The 17,520-nt window shown below is 48.7% G+C and carries 15 protein-coding genes; 10 read left to right on the top strand and 5 right to left on the bottom strand.

The features are described 5' to 3' along the window. Positions 1 to 19: 19 nt before the first annotated feature. Complete coding sequence (locus Pelsub_RS09160) at positions 20 to 901, bottom strand: DUF1385 domain-containing protein (RefSeq protein WP_116224034.1); 882 nt, start codon at positions 899 to 901, stop codon at positions 20 to 22. Positions 902 to 905: 4 nt separating this feature from the next. Further along, positions 906 to 2,294 (bottom strand): dipeptidase, encoded by a 1,389-nt coding sequence (locus Pelsub_RS09155; protein WP_116224035.1) that lies wholly within the window; start codon positions 2,292 to 2,294, stop codon positions 906 to 908. 102 nt (positions 2,295 to 2,396) lie between these two features. On the opposite strand from Pelsub_RS09155, the gene ssnA reads away from it, so the two are divergent. From ssnA to Pelsub_RS09105, 10 genes are read left to right on the top strand one after another with little or no spacing between them, the layout of a single operon-like run. Next, positions 2,397 to 3,743 carry a putative aminohydrolase SsnA gene (ssnA, locus tag Pelsub_RS09150; protein ID WP_116224036.1) on the top strand — a complete coding sequence of 449 codons (1,347 nt, stop codon included), beginning with the start codon at positions 2,397 to 2,399 and terminating at the stop codon, positions 3,741 to 3,743. A gap of 14 nt (positions 3,744 to 3,757) precedes the next feature. Beyond that, positions 3,758 to 4,441 carry an NADPH-dependent F420 reductase gene (gene npdG / locus Pelsub_RS09145; RefSeq protein WP_232528585.1) on the top strand — a complete coding sequence of 228 codons (684 nt, stop codon included), beginning with the start codon at positions 3,758 to 3,760 and terminating at the stop codon, positions 4,439 to 4,441. A 3-nt stretch (positions 4,442 to 4,444) separates the two neighbouring features. After that, positions 4,445 to 5,215, top strand: coding sequence for a coenzyme F420-0:L-glutamate ligase (gene cofE / locus Pelsub_RS09140; protein ID WP_116224037.1), 771 nt, complete (start codon positions 4,445 to 4,447; stop codon positions 5,213 to 5,215). After that, a complete protein-coding gene (cofD, locus tag Pelsub_RS09135; RefSeq protein ID WP_116224038.1) occupies positions 5,216 to 6,145 on the top strand; it encodes a 2-phospho-L-lactate transferase in 930 nt (309 codons plus the stop codon). Positions 6,146 to 6,158: 13 nt separating this feature from the next. Then, positions 6,159 to 6,788, top strand: a complete 630-nt coding sequence (cofC, locus tag Pelsub_RS09130) for a 2-phospho-L-lactate guanylyltransferase (RefSeq protein WP_116224039.1) — start codon at positions 6,159 to 6,161, stop codon at positions 6,786 to 6,788. A 15-nt stretch (positions 6,789 to 6,803) separates the two neighbouring features. Further along, positions 6,804 to 7,802 (top strand): LLM class flavin-dependent oxidoreductase, encoded by a 999-nt coding sequence (locus tag Pelsub_RS09125; protein ID WP_116224040.1) that lies wholly within the window; start codon positions 6,804 to 6,806, stop codon positions 7,800 to 7,802. A 31-nt stretch (positions 7,803 to 7,833) separates the two neighbouring features. After that, positions 7,834 to 9,180, top strand: coding sequence for a DHHA2 domain-containing protein (locus tag Pelsub_RS09120; protein WP_116224041.1), 1,347 nt, complete (start codon positions 7,834 to 7,836; stop codon positions 9,178 to 9,180). Positions 9,181 to 9,202: 22 nt separating this feature from the next. Next, positions 9,203 to 10,621 (top strand): FAD binding domain-containing protein, encoded by a 1,419-nt coding sequence (locus Pelsub_RS09115; protein WP_116224042.1) that lies wholly within the window; start codon positions 9,203 to 9,205, stop codon positions 10,619 to 10,621. Positions 10,622 to 10,636: 15 nt separating this feature from the next. Next, positions 10,637 to 12,865, top strand: a complete 2,229-nt coding sequence (locus Pelsub_RS09110; RefSeq protein ID WP_116224043.1) for a xanthine dehydrogenase family protein molybdopterin-binding subunit — start codon at positions 10,637 to 10,639, stop codon at positions 12,863 to 12,865. After that, entirely contained in the window at positions 12,843 to 13,448 is a 606-nt protein-coding gene (locus tag Pelsub_RS09105) for a nucleotidyltransferase family protein (RefSeq protein WP_116224044.1), read from the top strand. Before Pelsub_RS09110 ends, Pelsub_RS09105 begins: the two co-directional genes overlap by 23 nt. A 6-nt stretch (positions 13,449 to 13,454) precedes the next feature. Here Pelsub_RS09105 and Pelsub_RS09100 read toward each other — a convergent pair whose 3' ends face one another. Genes Pelsub_RS09100 through Pelsub_RS09090 form a run of 3 tightly spaced genes read right to left on the bottom strand, consistent with a single transcriptional unit; the run spans position 13,455 to position 17,467 of the window. Continuing rightward, positions 13,455 to 13,712, bottom strand: coding sequence for a hypothetical protein (locus Pelsub_RS09100; protein ID WP_116224045.1), 258 nt, complete (start codon positions 13,710 to 13,712; stop codon positions 13,455 to 13,457). Then, positions 13,702 to 14,910 carry a ribonuclease H-like domain-containing protein gene (locus Pelsub_RS09095; protein ID WP_158675054.1) on the bottom strand — a complete coding sequence of 403 codons (1,209 nt, stop codon included), beginning with the start codon at positions 14,908 to 14,910 and terminating at the stop codon, positions 13,702 to 13,704. The genes Pelsub_RS09100 and Pelsub_RS09095 overlap by 11 nt, the downstream gene beginning before the upstream one ends. A gap of 10 nt (positions 14,911 to 14,920) precedes the next feature. After that, positions 14,921 to 17,467, bottom strand: coding sequence for a DEAD/DEAH box helicase (locus tag Pelsub_RS09090; protein WP_158675053.1), 2,547 nt, complete (start codon positions 17,465 to 17,467; stop codon positions 14,921 to 14,923). Positions 17,468 to 17,520: the final 53 nt, after the last annotated feature.

Genomic DNA, 17,520 nt, shown 5'->3' with positions numbered 1-17,520 from the left:
GATATCAAATCTCTATAATTCAGTTGCTACCTTCTAATTGTAGCAGTTGTTTAAATGACGAAATTGCCACTTCGACCATCTTTGCGTCGGGTTCGCGGGTGGTTAATTTCTGCAGTGCTAAATTGGGCGCGACCATAATTTTGACCAGTTTGTTTTCCTGATGATCGCCCATCCAGCGGATGAGTTCATAAGAGAGCATTGCCAGAACAGGAATTAAAAGAACCCGTGACAGGATCTTCAACCAAATCGTCATAGGCCCTAAAAGCGAAAACACCAGAATGGACAGGATAACCAACGTCAAGAGAAAAGCAGTGCCGCAACGAGGATGCTCCACCGGGTATTTCATTACGTTTTCAACATTAATTTCAACACCATCCTCATACGCATTGATGGTTTTGTGTTCAGCACCGTGATAGGCGAAAACTCGGGCAATATCTTCCGCGCGCCCAATGGCCCAAATGTATCCGATCAGTAGGGCAAGGCGAACGAAACCCTCAATAACATTGTTGGTGAGGTGAGACGCTTGAAACCATTTGGAGAGTAATTCTGCAATGACAGTTGGAAGGATAAAGAATAATCCAACAGCCAGCGCAACCGATACCAGCATCGTCAGAACTAAACTGGTCCCTTCAATTTTCTCTTCCTCTTCTTCGGCTTGAAGGTTGGCAGAAAGCGTTATGTATTTCATCCCAAGTACCAGTGAATCCCACAGGATAATCAATCCTCGGAAAAAAGGTACTTTTGCCAGGCCTGATTTATAGATGCCCTGCAGTTCTTCCTGTTCAGAGACAATTTCTCCCTGGGGGTTGCGGAAAGAGGCTACCAGGTAATTCTTCCCGCGCATCAGTACACCCTCGATCAGTGCCTGACCGCCGTAATGCGGCATTTTGGATTCGGACATTAAATTAGTCTCCACATTCTTGTGCTACACGGTAGAAGTAATCGATGATCACTTCTATGCCTTGTTCAAATAATTCCAGATCAAGTCTTTCATTGGGACTGTGTACCCGATCTCCTGGCAGGCTGAATCCGCTCATTACACTTTCACAACCAAGCAGGTTCTGGAAATGGGTGGAAATCGGTATACTGCCGCCTTCACGTTTGAAGACCGGTTTTTTACCCATCACTTTTTCAAGCGATTGGATAAAGCAGCGAGTGGGTTTGGAATCGATGTGCGTGAGATAAGCCGGATCGCTGGATAATTGTTTAATTTCCCAGGAAACTTCTTTGGGGGCATTTTCCTGCATGTATTGGGTTAACTGCTGCCTGACTTTCTCAGGGGTCTGATTTGGGACCAACCGCATGGATAATTTTGCATGTGCTTTGGAAGGGATGACGGTCTTGGAGCCTTCACCGGTATAACCGCCCCAAATTCCGTTCACATCCAGCGTTGGGCGGGCGCCAATCCGTTCCACATTGGAGAAACCTTCCTCGCCAAAAACAGCTTTTGCGCCCATTTCATCGATGTAATACTGATCCGGATTATCCAGAGCGTTCAATTCATCGCGTTCTTTTTTCTCTAGCGGCAGGACATCATCATAATAACCCGGAAGTTGAATTTTTCCGTGTTCATCCTTCATCCCGGCAATTAATTTGCTTAGCGCATGGATAGGATTGTAGACTATGCCACCAAAAAGGCCGGAATGCAAATCGTGCGCGGGTCCGGTAACCAGGATTTCGAAATAAGCCAGACCGCGCAAGCCGTAAACGATAGTGGGCATATCCTTTGCGACCATGCCGGCGTCCAGATTCAATACAAAATCGCTTTTGAATAGATCTTTATATTCATTCAGGAAGGGCAGTATGCTGGGTGAACCCACTTCTTCATCCCCTTCAAATAAGAACTTGAGGTTAACCGGCATCTTATCAAAAGCTAAAATCGATTGGATGGCAGCCAATGAGACCATGGCCTGCCCCTTCATATCCGAAGAGCCGCGCGCATAAAGTATTCCGTCTTTTATGGTGGGTTCAAAAGGAGGACTCATCCATTCATCCAGTGGATCAGGCGGTTGAACGTCATAATGGCCATAGATCAGGATGGTTGGTTTATCTTCTCCTGCCTGGTGAAGCGAACCGTAAACGATAGGGTTATTATTAGTGTCAATAATCCGTATATCCTGAACGTCCAATCTTTTCAGATAGGCCGCCAGCCATTCTGCGCCTTTACGAACTTCACCTTTATAGGATTTATCGGAGGAAAGTGTTTGGATTTTCAGAAAATCAATTAAAGAATCAATAAATTCTTGAATATGTTCATGTGAATAATCGATGGCTTTTTGTGTGTTGGATTCCATAATGCACTCCTTATAAGTTAAGTATTATATTGTAATGCAATCATTTGTCCTTAATAATTCTCATATGTTAAAATCCTTAAATAAACCAAAAAGGAATTGGCCATGATCATAAAAAATGCAAAAGTCATTACCTTGGGTAATCCAAACCTTTTCATCGAACCCGGTGGAGTGCGGATTGACCAGTCTGGAAAGATTGAATCCGTTTTTAACGGAGATAATGTTCCCGAGCCAATGGGCGGAGAAGAGGTAATCGATGCGCATGGCCAATATCTGATGCCGGCCGGAATATGCGCCCATACGCACTTCTATGGCGCGTTTTCACGCGGTATGTACATTCCGGGTGACGCTCCGGATGCTTTCCCGGCCATCCTGGATAAGTTATGGTGGAAGCTGGATAAATCGCTGGATAAAGATGCGAACTACTATTCCGCGATGGTGTGTCTATTGGACGCCATTCACAATGGCACCACGACCTTGATTGACCATCATGCTTCGCCCAATTCCATTCCCGGCAGCCTGGATATCCTGGCTAAAGCGGTTATGGAAAGCGGGATTCGCGCATCTTTATGCTATGAGGTGACCGACCGGGACGGGAAAATCAAGTCCGACGAAGGCATCGCCGAAAATGTACGTTTTATCAAGGAAGCCCAAAGCGGTAAATTCGGCCAGCAAATCAGTGCGTTATTTGGCCTGCACGCCAGCCTGACTTTGGACGATTCAACGCTGGAAAAAGCCCGCAAGGAATGCCCGGACAGCAGCGGTTTCCACATTCACGCCGCCGAACACGTTGTTGACGAATACGACAGCATTAAACGCAGTGGATTGCGCGTAGTTGAACGCCTAAATCAATTTGGCGTACTCGGACCTAAATCGCTGGTCGCTCACGGCGTGCACATTGACGCGCACGAAATCGAGCTTCTGGCAGGAAGCGGTACATGGTTATCCCACCAGCCGCGATCCAACATGAACAACGCGGTAGGGCTGCCCAATGTGGAATCCATGCTGAATATGGGCGTGAAAGTATGCCTGGGCAACGATGGTTTCTCCAATTCAAGCTGGGAAGAATGGAAAGCGGCATATTTTGCCCACAAGCTGCTCAATTTGGACCCGCGCCGAATGCAGGCTGACAAAATCTATCAAATGGCTATAGTAAATAACCGCGAACTGGTAAAGACACAATTCAATGGCCTTGAAACCGGTGAAATCAAAGCCGGCGCGGCAGCCGACCTGATTTTGGTAGATTACAAACCATTTACCGACATGACTATCGATAATTTCCCCTGGCATATTATTTTCGGATTCCAGGATGGCATGGTAACAACCACGATATCCAATGGAAAAATCCTCATGCGCGATCGCAAGATAACTGTTTTGGATGAAGAAGCTGTTATTAAAGAAGCTAAACAAATCTCCACTGCGGTGTGGAAGAAATATCACGATTTATTCTAAATTCGGAGGGTAATTTGTCTATAGAGACTGAAATCAATACCATCGCCATTATCGGCGGAACGGGTAAAGAAGGTAAGGGGTTGGCGTATCGCTGGGTTAAAGCCGGGTACAAAGTAATCATCGGCTCACGCAACATGGAAAAAGCGCAAATCGCCGTAGCGGAATTAGCAGAAAAACTCACCGACCAAGAGCAAAAACTTTTGAGCGGTGATGAAAACGGGGCGGCCGTGCGCCAATCGCAGCTGGCTGTCTTAACAGTGCCTTATCAATTCCATAAGGACATCTTGTCCTCTTTGAAAAATGACCTGGCCGGAAAATATCTGATTGACGTAACCGTACCCCTGGTACCGCCAAAAGTCTCGACTGTTCAGGTACCGGAAGAGGGCAGTGCCGCATTACAAGCCCAGATGTTATTGGGTGAGGAGACTACGGTAATTTCCGCCTTCCAGAATATTTCCTTTGGCTTGCTGCTATCCGATGAGAAAATCGAATGTGATGTCCTGGTGTGCGGCAAGAACGTGGAAGCACGTGAAATCGGGCAGAAGATGGTAAGGGCAACCGGCTTAACCGCCTGGGATGCCGGCCCGCTGGAAAATTCCATTGTTGCGGAAGGATTTACTTCAGTCCTAATCCGAATTAATAAACAAGCCGGCACTAAAAACGCCGGTATTCAAATTACCAATGTCCCAAGAGATTAACCTATGAGCCTGGTCATTCAACCAATCAAAGCTATCCCCCTGATTCAACCGGGGGATAATCTTTGTCAAATACTGTTTGAAGCATTAGCGAGAGAAAAAATCGATCTGCAAGATAACGATATCCTGGTAATCACGCAGAAAATCATTTCCAAGGCGGAAGGCCGTCTGGTGGACATTACGAAAGTTGAACCTTCCGATAAAGCCAGGGAAATCGCGGCAGAGTGCCAAAAAGATCCACGGCTGGTGGAAGTCATCCTTTCGGAAAGCAAGGAAGTCGTGCGCGTGGCGAAAGGCACTTTGGTCGTGGAACACAATTTAGGTTTTGTGTGTGCCAACGCCGGTGTGGATCATTCCAATATTGACAACACACAGAGTGATGAAGAAATCTGGTATTTGAAATTACCGTTGAATCCGGATGAATCCGCGCGCAAAATCCGCTCTTACTTCAAAGAACGCGCGGGCGTAAATATCGGCGTGATAGTGATTGATTCCCACGGCCGAGCATGGCGCGAAGGTATCGTGGGCATAATGATCGGAACTGCCGGCGTGCCCGCCCTGGTGGATATGCGCGGCCAGTTGGATTTGTTCGGCGAACCGCTGCTTATCACCCAGATTGGCGCGGCGGATGAGCTGGCAGCCGCGTCCTCCCTTGTCATGGGGCAGGCGAACGAACATATCCCGGTGGTGCACGTACGTGGCTTCCCTTATCCCTTGTCGGATGAGACTTCGCTTGGCGATGTATTGCGGGAAAAAGGAAAGGATCTGTTTAGATAAATGAAAATTACAGCATTAGCAGGCGGTGTCGGCGGTTCCAAACTGGCCCAAGGGCTGTCTGAAATCCTCGCACCCGATGATCTGAATATCGTGGTTAACACCGGTGACGATTTTCGATTTTTCGGATTGTATATCAGCCCGGATATCGATACGGTTACTTATACCCTGGCAAATCTGTCCAATCCCGTAACAGGATGGGGAGTTCGCGAAGACACTTTCAACACCTTCGAAACACTCAAGCGCAACGGCAGCCCGGCCTGGTTCATGCTGGGCGACAAAGACCTGGCTACCCACATGGAACGCACCCGGCAGTTGGCCGATGGGAAAACGCTGACTGAGGTTTGCCGCTATTTTAATAAAGCCTGGCAGGTTAAACATCCAATTCTGCCCATGACCAACGATGCAGTCCCCACCATCATTGACACAATTGAGATGGGAAAGCTGCCTTTCCAGGAGTATTTCGCCAAGCACCATTGTGAACCGACCATCAAACAGGTGGTATTTCAGGGAATGGAGAATGCCAAAGCCAGCCCGGAGGTATTGGAAACATTACAGGCCTGCGATGTAGTTGTCATCTGTCCTTCCAATCCGCTGTTAAGCATCGATCCGATTTTATCGCTTCCGCAGGTAAAGGATATTCTACGTAACAAGTATGTGGTCGCGGTTTCGCCAATTATCGGCGGAAAAGCAGTGAAAGGGCCATTGGCAAAAATGTATGCTGAAAAAGGGATTGATCCAACCCCATACACCATCGCCGAACACTACAAAGATTTCCTGAAATGCATATTTATTGATACACAGGATGAAAATGTTGGAAAAGATATACAGCAATCAGGTATAATTTTCCAGTCAACGGACATAATGATGCCTGACCTGGCTAACCGCAAAAGGCTGGCACAAAACATTATTAACTACTTAGAAACGATTTAACAAAGAAAAGCCTATGTCGCTTTGGGCGATTGTACCCATAAAACCTCTCCGCCGGGGTAAATCCCGACTCTCTACTGTTTTGTCTGAATCTGAGAGAGAACAGTTAAATCAGTCCCTCTTAATCAAAACAATTTCCTGCCTGAAGGAAATTAAAGAGATCGATCAGATTTTGGTTGTCAGTTACGATCCCAATGCGCTGACCATCAGCCGTGATTACGGCGCGCGCACGATTCAAGAAAGCCATAATACCAATATCAATAAAGCCCTGCGTAAGGGGAGCATGGCTGCCAACGCGTTTAATGTATCCTCCATTCTAATTATTCCCGCGGATTTGCCCTACATCAACGCGGACGCCATCCGGCAATTGCTGAGCCGGGCAGGGAATCCGCCTGAAATTGTTATCACGCCCGATCGCAGAATGAACGGCACCAATGCGCTGTTTATCAACCCGGTTGGGATTTTGGATTACGATTTCGGCATGTGGTCTTTCCGAAAACATGTAGAACAGGCAGAACGGAAGAAAATCAGGGTTGAAATATATAATAATGATACGCTATCATTTGATTTAGATATTCCTGAAGATTTGGAATTTTTGAAACACAACGACAACGGAAAGTTTGATTATAAATTTATTGAAAAATAATTTTGGAGGAAAAGGATGAAAGAACGATTTGCGCTTTATCTACAAGATGCCCACGACTTACGTGACGGATTGGAATATGTCCAATACGCGGAGAAGAGAGGATTCGAGGCAGTTTGGCAGGCTGAAAGCCGGTTGGTGCGCGATGCGATCGTACCGATGGCAGCTTATGCGGCTGTAACCGAAAAACTAAAAGTCGGTTCCGGCGTCATCAACAACTGGACGCGCAATATCGGCTTGCTGGCCTCCACTTTTCTGACTTTGGATGACCTGGCCCCCGACAGAATTATCTGCGGAATTGGCGCCTGGTGGGATCCGCTGGCTCAGAATGTTGGTATTACCCGCAGCAAACCGCTGCTCGCCATGAAAGAGACCGTCACAGTCATGAAACGCCTGCTTGCTATGGAACGCGTGACCTTCCATGGTGAATTCGTGCATGTGGATGGAATCGAATTGGATGTCGTTCACGGCCGCCGCGAACCGCGACACGTGCCTGTTTTCATCGGCGCCACCGGCGATAAGATGATGGAAATGGCCGGCGAAATTGCCGAAGGCGTTGTGATGAATTACTGTGTACCGCCGGAATACAATCACAAAGCCCTGGATTTGCTGGCGAAAGGCGCCAAAAAATCCGGCCGCACAATAGACGATATCGATCGCCCGCAATTGGTTGTCTGCTCGGTGGATCTCGACCACGATAAAGCCATTGATACTACGCGCGAACTGCTGACCCAATACCTGGCCCAGCAGCCACACATTGCAAAAGCCTCCGGTGTATCCATGGATATCGTCGAGAAGATCCAATCCATCCTGGGATGGCCGGCAACACACGAACAAATCCAGAAAGCGAAGAACCTGGTTCCGGATGACCTGATTGACCGCATTACCGCTTCCGGCACACCCGAAGAAGCACGCAAGAAGGTTAATGAATATGTCAAGAATGGCTGTACTTGCCCGATACTTTACCCGGTAGGCGGCGACGTTCACTTATTAATTGACACATTTGCTCAGGATTAAATCAGGAAAAACGCATAGAATTTGTTTTGAAATGAGACTACCAACTTATGTAATTGGCCATATGAATCCGGATATGGATTCAATATCTGCCGCAATCGGCTATACCTGGCTGCTGCGCGAACGGGATGGTGCGGATGTCATTGCCGCACGCAACGGTGTTATCAATAAACAAACTGCATGGGTGCTGGACTTCCTGGGTTTGGAAGTCCCGTTCCTTCTCTCCGACGCGTCTCCGCGCTTTGAGGTAGTCGCCCATCGATTCGACACTGCCACGCCTGATCAACCGTTGAGCGAGGCTTGGGCAATCGCCAGTCGAACTGGCGGCATAGCACCTATCGTAGACAGTGACGAAATACCTTTCGGCATGCTAACCGGCAACAGTCTGTTTGACTTGATCAATCAAATGACCGGTCCAAATCCACAAAAGATCAACGCAACAGTTTTCGATATGCTGGATTTGCCCTGTGAGCAGGCAGCCGATCGGACGATTGAAAAATTTAATAAAAATACACGCATTCGCGATTTACTAAAAAAAGCGCTGCGTGAAGAAAGCAACGAATTTTGGGTAGTGGATGATCAAGGGAAGTATTTCGGCGTTGTACGCCAGCGCGATTTACTCAATCCGCCGCGTATTAAACTGATTCTGGTAGATCACAATGAAGCGCAGCAATCCATTGCTTCGCTGGAAGAAGCCGAATTAATCGAAATTCTCGATCACCACCGCCTGGGCAATCCGCCCACCAACAGCCCCATTCGCTTCACAGTAGAACCGGTGGGGAGTACATCCACGTTGGTAACCGAACGGATGCTTGAGGCTGCTTTGGCGCCACCGCCGGAAATCGCCGGCCTGTTAATGGCCGGAATCATTTCGGACACCCTCAATTTAATGTCCCCAACAACAACTAATCGCGATCGCGATGCGCTGAACCGGTTGGCACGCTGGGCTTTTTCAACCCATTCCAAATTCAAGCACGAGACAACCGAATCATTCGCGGAAAAAGTACTTTCGGCTGGAACAGGATTGGGCACACGCCCGGCTAAAGAAATTGTCACCGGCGACATCAAGGTATATGAAACCAGCAACTATAATTTCTCGATCTCGCAGGTTGAGGTCACCGATTCATATGAATTGAATGAGCATCTGGATGATTTATCGGATGCTTTGAAAGAATTGCGCGAGAGCAAAGGATTGGATTTCTCAGTCATCATGGTTACCGATGTTGTCCGAGGATCCAGCCGGTTGCTCATCGATAATCAACCGGCAATTCTAGATGATTTACCCTATCGCCGCAGCCCGGATGGAACATTTCTCGCTGAGGATATGGTTTCCCGGAAGAAGCAATTGGTTCCGGCAATTCTCAGTTTACTGGAAGGCTAATTAATTTTCGGAGGTTCAACGCATGTGGGAAAGTTACTACACTGCCAGCAATATTGAAGATGTACTGGAGATCCTGGATAGGGAAGGTCCATCCGCGCGTATCATCGCCGGTGGAACTGACTTGGTCCTGGAGCTAAAAAATGGTGCTCATCCTCATGTTAAATCGCTGGTGGATATCAACCGTATCGAGGGGCTGGATTTTATTCAGGAAAAAGATGACCAGATTTACCTCGGTCCGACTGTCACACATAACCAATGCCTGGTGTCTGAACCGTTATTGAAATATGCGCTGCCGTTGGTAAAAGCGGCACAATCCATAGGCGCACCGCAAATTCGCAATGTCGGTACTGTATTGGGCAACCTAATCACAGCTTCTCCGGCTAACGATACCATTTCGCCATTGATTGCTTTGGATGCGTCAGTCACACTGCGTTCAAGAGAAAATGAGCGGGTGGTGAAACTCTCCGACTTCTATAAAGGCGTGAGAAAGATTGACCTTTCCCATAATGAAATGGTGGTGGATGTGCATTTCAAAAAAATGCAGCCCAACCAAAAGGGAAGTTTTATCAAGTACATTCTGCGGCAGGCACACGCTATTTCCGTCGCGAACGCCACAGCTATCCTGACATTTAATCACGAAGGCGTCATCAGCGAAGCCGTCATCACGCTCGGCGCTGTAGCTCCCACTATTGTTCGGGCCGAAACAGCCGAGAAATACCTGGTTGGCAAAAAACTGAATTCCGAAGTGATTGCTGAGGCATCCAAATTGGCTGAAAAAGATGGCCGTCCAATCAGCGATGTACGCGCTTCACAGGAATACCGCCAGTATCTTATCCCTGTCCTGGTAGAGAAAGCATTGAACGAGATAAATAACGGCGATTGGGCAAAATACGACAGCGATCCGGTTCTGTTGTGGGGTAAACAGACATCATTTTTTAAACCCACGCTGCGGACACTGAAACATGACGAAGCTGAAGCTATCAAGACTTTGATTAATGGCCAGGAATATACAGTCACAAAAGGGCAGAACAACACGCTTTCCAAATTAGTCAGGGAAGAAGCCGGATTGACTGGTACAAAGATTGGCTGTGGAGAAGGGGAGTGCGGGGCTTGCACACTCTACATGAACGGTCTGCCGGTACTGAGCTGCCTGATACCCGCACCGCGCGCTCACCAATGCGAAATCACCACCATTGAGGGAATTTCGGATGGAGAAAACCTGCACCCGGTGCAGCAAGCACTTATCGACGAAGGCGCTGTTCAATGCGGGTATTGCACGCCCGGATTCGTCATGTCAGCCGTGAAATTGTTGGAAGAAAAGCCGCTTCCTGATGAAAATGATATCAAACAGGGGCTGGCAGGGAATATCTGCCGCTGCACAGGCTATTACAGCATCATTGCAGCTGTTGAAAAAGCCGCTCAAGAAATTTCAGGTAAATAGTTACAGGGAGCAGCCATGACAGATAGATTAGTTGGAAAATCGATAACCAGAATCGACGTAAAAGATAAAGTCACCGGACACGCAATGTATCCGGGAGATTTCAGCCGTCCCAACCAGACATATATGAAAGTGGTTTTTGCAGAAAGACCACACGCCATTGTGAAATCCATCGATAGCTCCAAAGCGGAAGCCATGGATGGCGTCCTGATGGTGCTTACGGCCAAAGATGTACCGCATAATCTCTACGGCTTGATGAAAGCCGATCAGCCGGTATTATGCGGACCGGGTGGGGACGCACCCAATACCGACCGCGTGCGGTTCGTAGGCGATCAAATTGCCCTGGTCATAGCCGAGAATGAAGAAATCGCCACACGCGCTGCAGGGCTGATTAAAGTTGAATTTGAGGATCTGCCCGTTGTCCCAACCATCGAGAAAGCTATGGAAAAAGATGCCATTCAGCTTTTCTCCGATTGTCCAGGTAATGAAATGTGCCACTTCAAGATCCGGTATGGTGACATTGATAAGGGTTTTGAAGCAGCAGATGTCATTATAGAGAGCGATTATTACACTCCCGCGCAGGAACACGTTTTTCTGCAGCCTGAAGCGGGTTTAGCTTATGTTGACGAAGAAGAACGCGTCACGGTAATTGTAGCCGGGCAGTGGACACACGAAGACCAGGAACAGATCGCGCATTCGCTCAATCTGCCCCTCGACAAAGTTCGCGTAATTTATCCCGCTATTGGCGGCGCTTTTGGCGGACGTGAAGATATGTCCGTGCAGATTATTCTGGCATTGGCCGCGTTAAAGCTACATGAAGCCGGAATCGACCGGCCGGTTAAAACGGTCTGGTCGCGTCGGGAATCGTTGATCGGTCACCACAAACGCCACCCATATAAAATCCATACCAAATCGGGCGCTACCAGGGATGGTAAATTGACTGCCTTGGAAGCTGAAATCATCGCCGACAGCGGAGCTTACATGTACACCTCCAATAAAGTGTTGGCGAACGCTACATTGATGATTTCCGGGCCGTATTTTATTCCCAATGTGAAGGTGGACACAAAAGCGGTTGCCACCAACACGGTCCCCAACGGCGCATTTCGAGGTTTCGGCGGCCCGCAGGCATGTTTCGCCGCGGAAATGCAAATGAGTAAATTAGCGGAAGCACTGGGCATGGATCCGGTCGAATTCCGTTTGTTGAACACAATCCGGGAAGGGCAGGAATTACCTGTACGCACCGCGCCGCCCAAAGGCATCAGTATTGATCACGTTATTCAAACCTGCGCTGAAGCGGCCGGTTGGCATAAAGAAAACGGAAAATGGGTGCGTCCGGAGCATTTGGAAGGTGAGGGCGAGGTTGTTCACGGCATTGGGATTTCCGCCGGGTATAAAAATGTCGGTTTCTCCTACGGCGCACCTGAAAATTGCTGGGCCGGCATAGAAATATTCGGCGCGGATGAAATTGAACAAGTCATCGTTAAGCACGCCGGCGCGGATGTAGGGCAGGGCGCGCATTCTTTGTTCGTCCAAATCGCCGCGGATGTGATCGGTGTGCCGCTTGAAAAGGTAAAAATCATTGCGTCGGATACCGCCCAAACCGGCAACTCCGGCAGCGCCAGCGCGTCACGCATGACCTTCATGGCCGGCAATGCCATCATCGGCGCTGCGGAAGCAGCCCTGGCAAAATGGAAGAGCGAAGAACGGCCAGCGGAAGCTACTTACGTTTACCGCCCGCCCGCGACCACGCCCATGGATCCTGAGACCGGTGAATGCACGCCTAATTTCTCCTACGGGTACGCCGCGGATGCCATCGAGGTCAGTGTCAACATCAAGACGGGCAAAGTGCTAATCAATAAAGTAATCTGTTCGGATGACGTCGGCCGGGCTATCAATCCACAGCAGGTAAAAGGCCAAATTGAAGGCGCCGTGGTGCAAGCCGCCGGTTATTCTCTGTTGGAAGATTTCCTCCACGATAAAGACGGAAAAGTGATAACGGACAGCCTGGCGAAATATCTCGTTCCTACCATCCTGGACATTCCGGACAAGACGGAAACCATCATCATCGAGGATAATGACCCGATTGGCCCAATGGGGGCCAGGGGAGTCGGTGAAATGCCGTATATGCCCTTCGCGCCGGCAGTGCTGGCGGCGGTCCACGATGCCATCGGGGTTTGGTATAACCGTTTCCCATTGACCGAAGAAAGAATTTTGGAAGGATTGGGTGTCCTTAAAAAAGGAATTTAAAATTGCCGGTCTAATTATGGCCGCGGGAGGATCCAGCAGACTGGATTCTCCCAAACAACTTTTAAAATGGGGAGATCAGCTTCTGATCAATCATGTCCTCGATGTGATTATGAAGGCTGGAATCGACCCCATTTACCTCGTGCTGGGCAGCCACGCTGAAGAAATTCGTAAAGTGCTTCCCTCATCCGGAATTAATATTCTGACCAATCCAGACTGGCGGGAAGGCATGAGCACTTCCATCAAATGCGGCTTAAACGCGTTAGGTGAGGATGTTGAAGGAACATTCATCTTCCTGTCCGACCAGCCCTTTGTTTTCCCCGAACTTATCCGTGCAATCACCGTAAAATTTACAGATACCGGCGCACAAATTTCCGCGCCGCGTGTAAACGGCCGGCAGTGCAACCCGGTACTTTTCAGGCGATCGTTTTTTCCGGATTTAATGACCATCAGCGGCGACCGCGGCGCAAAAAACCTGATTTCACAACATGAAGTTGCCTGGGTAGATTGGCCGGACGAAAGGTTGCTGCTGGATATCGATTCTGCCGAGGATTACCGCAGAGCCTTTTCCAAAGATGGGGAATAGACGAATTTATTCTTCAAAATCAGGCTTATCCTGCCCGCTGGCTTCCGCATATTGGCGCATGTACTTTTCAGCTTCCTCGGCCTGCGCAACCGGCACATATAGTTCAACTTCCGCCAGGGGACCGCTGGTCAGGCCGTAGGATAATCCAACGCTTTCCTCGAAGCTGTACACTGTTATTTCGAAGGATTCCAGATAATTTTTGATGAGCTGGGCATCCATGTAGCCATTGGCTTTCCAAATCAGTTTCAGCGATTTATCTCTCATTATTCTTCTCACATTTCTCAATCAGCCGTTTCAGACGGTGGTTTATATCTTCTAGATTCATTTGCTGTTCTACAGCAATACGTTCAGCTTGTTGCGCCCATTGTAACGCTGTTTCGCAGGTTCTTTTCCGATGTTCGTAATATTTTGCCAATTCAACACAAGCCAGGTAGTCATTATTTTCAGCAGCGGAGCACCAGTATTCAACCGCGTCCTCCCAACGGCCTTGATGCTTCAATGAATTTGCGAAATTACGGGCGGCCTCATTTTGAATATCCCGGGGCAGCCCTTTTTCCAAACCATCTTTGAAAAACGCCTCGGAAAGATCCCAAATTCCCAATTTGCTGAGCGACAAAGCCACGGAAACCGTGTCGCGGCTGTCGCGTTCATTTTCAGACAATTGATTGAGCAGCAGTTGGTTGATGTGAATGAAAAGGGCCGCCAGGGAAACCACATCGATCTCATTGTGGTAGAAAACACCATCCAAGGGAGTGGCATCCGCGCTTTCCAGATAATCGAAATAGATTTGCGGTACCAGCCATCCGGGAATTTCAGCAGATCCGCGCTGGTAATCCAGGATCTCGCGCTCAATGTCGCCCAGTTTGCGTGATTCCAGGCGCAGTTTCCAGATACGGCGGGCGATATGCAGCAGATCGATGTGCTGGTAAGTGCCAAATTGCACCGGCAAGCGGTTCATGATAAAACGGCTTTTTAGCATGGGAATATCGAAGGATTTACCGTTATAACTGACAAAAGTGTTGAAATTCGCCAATATGGAATCCAGATAAGCCAGGAACTCCAGCTCGTCCTTGGGAGAATCCATAAAGAGTTGTATGACTTTTAGACTATCCTGAGTGAAGTACGCCAATCCAACCATGAAAACCAAAGATCCTGTACCGCTGCTCAGGCTGGAAGTCTCCGTATCAATGAATAACAGGCTGCCAATATGGTTATCCGGTTGAATTTCCACAAACCTGGAAAGCGTATTGAACTCCTCCGGTGGATTCAGTACTATTCTTCCATGAGCAGCGCCTAAAGGGATATCCTTCTCAACGATAAAAACACCTTTGCTAGCATCGTGAAACCAACGCCCGTGGATGATTTGGTCCAGCGTCGGTGGTTTTTCCTCCGGCGCCTGGATATCAGCCGCTTTCTCTACTTTCAGGCCCAAGGCCTTCAATTGATCCAGTAAATCACTCATCGGTGTAGTTTTACTTCCTAAGAAGATGATTCGTAATCTGCAAAGCTGCTTCCTTGCCGCCCAGGCCATTCTCGCCGGATGGGCCCACACAAGCCGGGCACCCATCGCGGCATTCGCAGGCCAGAATAACCTCACGACAGTCTTCAATTACTGTTTCGGATACATTATACAGTTCCGCCGATAAGCCGATGCCGCCGGGAAACTGGTCATAAACAACGACCATCGGCTGTTTTTGGTTGTATTTTGAGACCGGATCGGCAAAATACCCCAGATCATGCTGATCACACATCAAATGCAGCGGGGCAATTTGCGCGAATAAATAGGCAAATCCACCCAACCCGCTGCGAATTTTCACGTTTTGTTCCGCGAAACGATGGCAGGTAGGGCATAAAGTAACCAAATTCTCTGTCTGGTTGGCTTCTTCCGCGGAGTAAAAAGAACGAAATGGAATTTTGTGATGCACGTGCAGCCAATTAGCCTCACCGGATTGACCGCAAACCTGGCAGCGAAACTGGTCGCGGGCCATAACCTGCTTGCGAATGGCCGGCCAGAATGAGCCGTATTGGTTCGGATCACTATTCCAGACGGCTTCCGCGCGCAGGGCGTCCACCATTTCCGCGTTGAATTTAAGCGACAGGCCTACCGTACGCAGTTGGTTGGAGGGCATTTCCAATTCGTGATGGCTGAGAATTTCGCGCGTCTGCCAGTCAATTTTCTTATAACCGGTAACCTGCTCGATGACATTTAAATCAGCCAATTCTTTCAAATACGCCGATTTCTCGCTGTGATTGAGCGTTTCCAGCATCTCTACTTCCGAATTAACCTTGGCTTCGGTGAAATACGGACCGCTGAAAGTCTCCAGATCGGCCTGATTGGTTTCGTAATCCAGCCGTTTCACTTTATAACTCTCGCCATTATGCAGGTAAATCGCTTCAGGGTGCACCATTTTAGGCGCGCTTTGATAATCCATCTCGCCAATACGGGCAGCCTGACCACCTTCATCCAGCAAACGCAGCGCGAAGGATTGTCCGCTGATGTTGCGCAGGGAGATTTCGTTAGATGGGTATTGATCCGACATCCAATAGAACTGGTTATTCTTCTCGGTTGCCTGTGCAAGGTCATGCAAAACCGTCAGGAAAGGTTGGATTTGCTCCCAGGTTAGTTTTCCAAAACCTTCTCCATCGGCAAAAGGCAATTCGAACAGGGCACAGCGTAAATGATTCAATAGCAGCAGGGGGTTATTGGCATCCAGCAGGGCTTTTTCTGGGCTTTTTCCCCGCACATAATCCGGATGGCGGATAATGTACTGGTCTACCGGCGATGATGAAGCTACTAACACAGACAGGGAAGGGCGCTGGCGGCGCCCGGCGCGCCCGGATTGCTGCAGAAAGCTGGCAACCGTGCCGGGATAGCCCATCAACAATACCGCGTCCACACCGCCCATATCAATGCCTAATTCCATAGCGTTGGTGGAAATTACAGCGCTGATTTGCCCATCACGCAGCCCGCTCTCAATCGCACGGCGTTCGCGCGGCAGGTAACCGCTGCGGTAACCCTGCATGTTGGGCCTTTCAATGGGTAAATAACGCTCATTTAGCCTGCGCAAGGTTAATTCAACGGCTTTGCGTGAACGGGCGAACACCAGTGATTGGATATTGGCGTCTAAAGCGCTCTTTTCTACTTCTACACTCTGATCAATCAAACCGCGGCGCAGGCCCAATTCCTCATTGACAATGGGCGGGTTGAGGAAGAAATAATAACGTTCCGGCTGGTAGGAACCGTCTTCCGTGATGGTGAGGAATGGCTGCTCAACCAAGGCTTCGGCCAGTGCCAGCGGGTTTTGTAAGGTGGCCGAGGACAGGATAAATGTGGGTTTAGCGCCATAGAAGTCCAATACGCGCTTCAAGCGCCGCAATACGTTGGCTACGTGTGATCCGAAAACGCCCCGGTAGGTATGCACTTCATCCAGAACGATAAAACGTAAATTGGTTAAGAATTCAGCCCAAACGGTATGATGCGGAAGTATGCCGATATGCAGCATATCCGGATTGCTCAGGATGATATTCGCATTATTGCGTATAGTTTTACGTTTTGCAGTGGGTGTATCCCCATCGTAGATGCCTGCTTTGATAAGCGGTGTTCCTATCCTGCAGTCATTTTCCGATATAAACGCGTTGATTCCTTCCAATTTCTTATATTGATCTTCCGTGAGGGCTTTGGTAGGGAAGAGGTAGAGCGCCCGAGTTTCCGGGAGGTTCAGCAGCGTATGCAGGACCGGCAAGTTATAGCACCAGGTCTTGCCGCTGGATGTCCCGGTAGATACGATGACGTTTTTACCCTGACTGACCACATCAAAGCTATTTGCCTGGTGGCTATATAGGCCGTTAAAACCATCATTTTTCAGATATGCTGCCAAACGAGGATCCAATTCTGTTGGGATATCCACCAGGTTGGCTTGTTGTTCAGGTTTATGCCAACTGGTGGTAATTAAATCCGAAAATTCACCTCGTTCCAGGGCGTAAATAAACCGTTCAAAGGTTAGCAGATTATCGGTCATATTTTCTATTATTAAATGATAACCGAAAATCATTGGAAATCGGACATTAAATT

It is taken from the genome of Pelolinea submarina, assembly GCF_003966975.1.
GTDB classification, from domain to species: Bacteria; Chloroflexota; Anaerolineae; order Anaerolineales; family Anaerolineaceae; genus Pelolinea; species Pelolinea submarina.
The sequence above is the reverse complement of the archived record's forward strand: the minus strand, read 5'-3'. Positions and strand labels throughout refer to the sequence as shown.

Bases quoted from the DNA above. Each gene is read 5' to 3' on its own strand.
- Pelsub_RS09160 (WP_116224034.1), bottom strand. From the start codon at position 901: ATGTCCGAATCCAAAATGCCGCATTACGGCGGTCAGGCACTGATCGAG.
- Pelsub_RS09155 (WP_116224035.1), bottom strand. From the start codon at position 2,294: ATGGAATCCAACACACAAAAAGCCATCGATTATTCACATGAACATATT.
- ssnA (WP_116224036.1), top strand. From the start codon at position 2,397: ATGATCATAAAAAATGCAAAAGTCATTACCTTGGGTAATCCAAACCTT.
- cofE (WP_116224037.1), top strand. From the start codon at position 4,445: ATGAGCCTGGTCATTCAACCAATCAAAGCTATCCCCCTGATTCAACCG.
- cofD (WP_116224038.1), top strand. From the start codon at position 5,216: ATGAAAATTACAGCATTAGCAGGCGGTGTCGGCGGTTCCAAACTGGCC.
- cofC (WP_116224039.1), top strand. From the start codon at position 6,159: ATGTCGCTTTGGGCGATTGTACCCATAAAACCTCTCCGCCGGGGTAAA.
- Pelsub_RS09125 (WP_116224040.1), top strand. From the start codon at position 6,804: ATGAAAGAACGATTTGCGCTTTATCTACAAGATGCCCACGACTTACGT.
- Pelsub_RS09120 (WP_116224041.1), top strand. From the start codon at position 7,834: ATGAGACTACCAACTTATGTAATTGGCCATATGAATCCGGATATGGAT.
- Pelsub_RS09115 (WP_116224042.1), top strand. From the start codon at position 9,203: ATGTGGGAAAGTTACTACACTGCCAGCAATATTGAAGATGTACTGGAG.
- Pelsub_RS09110 (WP_116224043.1), top strand. From the start codon at position 10,637: ATGACAGATAGATTAGTTGGAAAATCGATAACCAGAATCGACGTAAAA.
- Pelsub_RS09100 (WP_116224045.1), bottom strand. From the start codon at position 13,712: ATGAGAGATAAATCGCTGAAACTGATTTGGAAAGCCAATGGCTACATG.
- Pelsub_RS09095 (WP_158675054.1), bottom strand. From the start codon at position 14,910: ATGAGTGATTTACTGGATCAATTGAAGGCCTTGGGCCTGAAAGTAGAG.
- Pelsub_RS09090 (WP_158675053.1), bottom strand. From the start codon at position 17,467: ATGACCGATAATCTGCTAACCTTTGAACGGTTTATTTACGCCCTGGAA.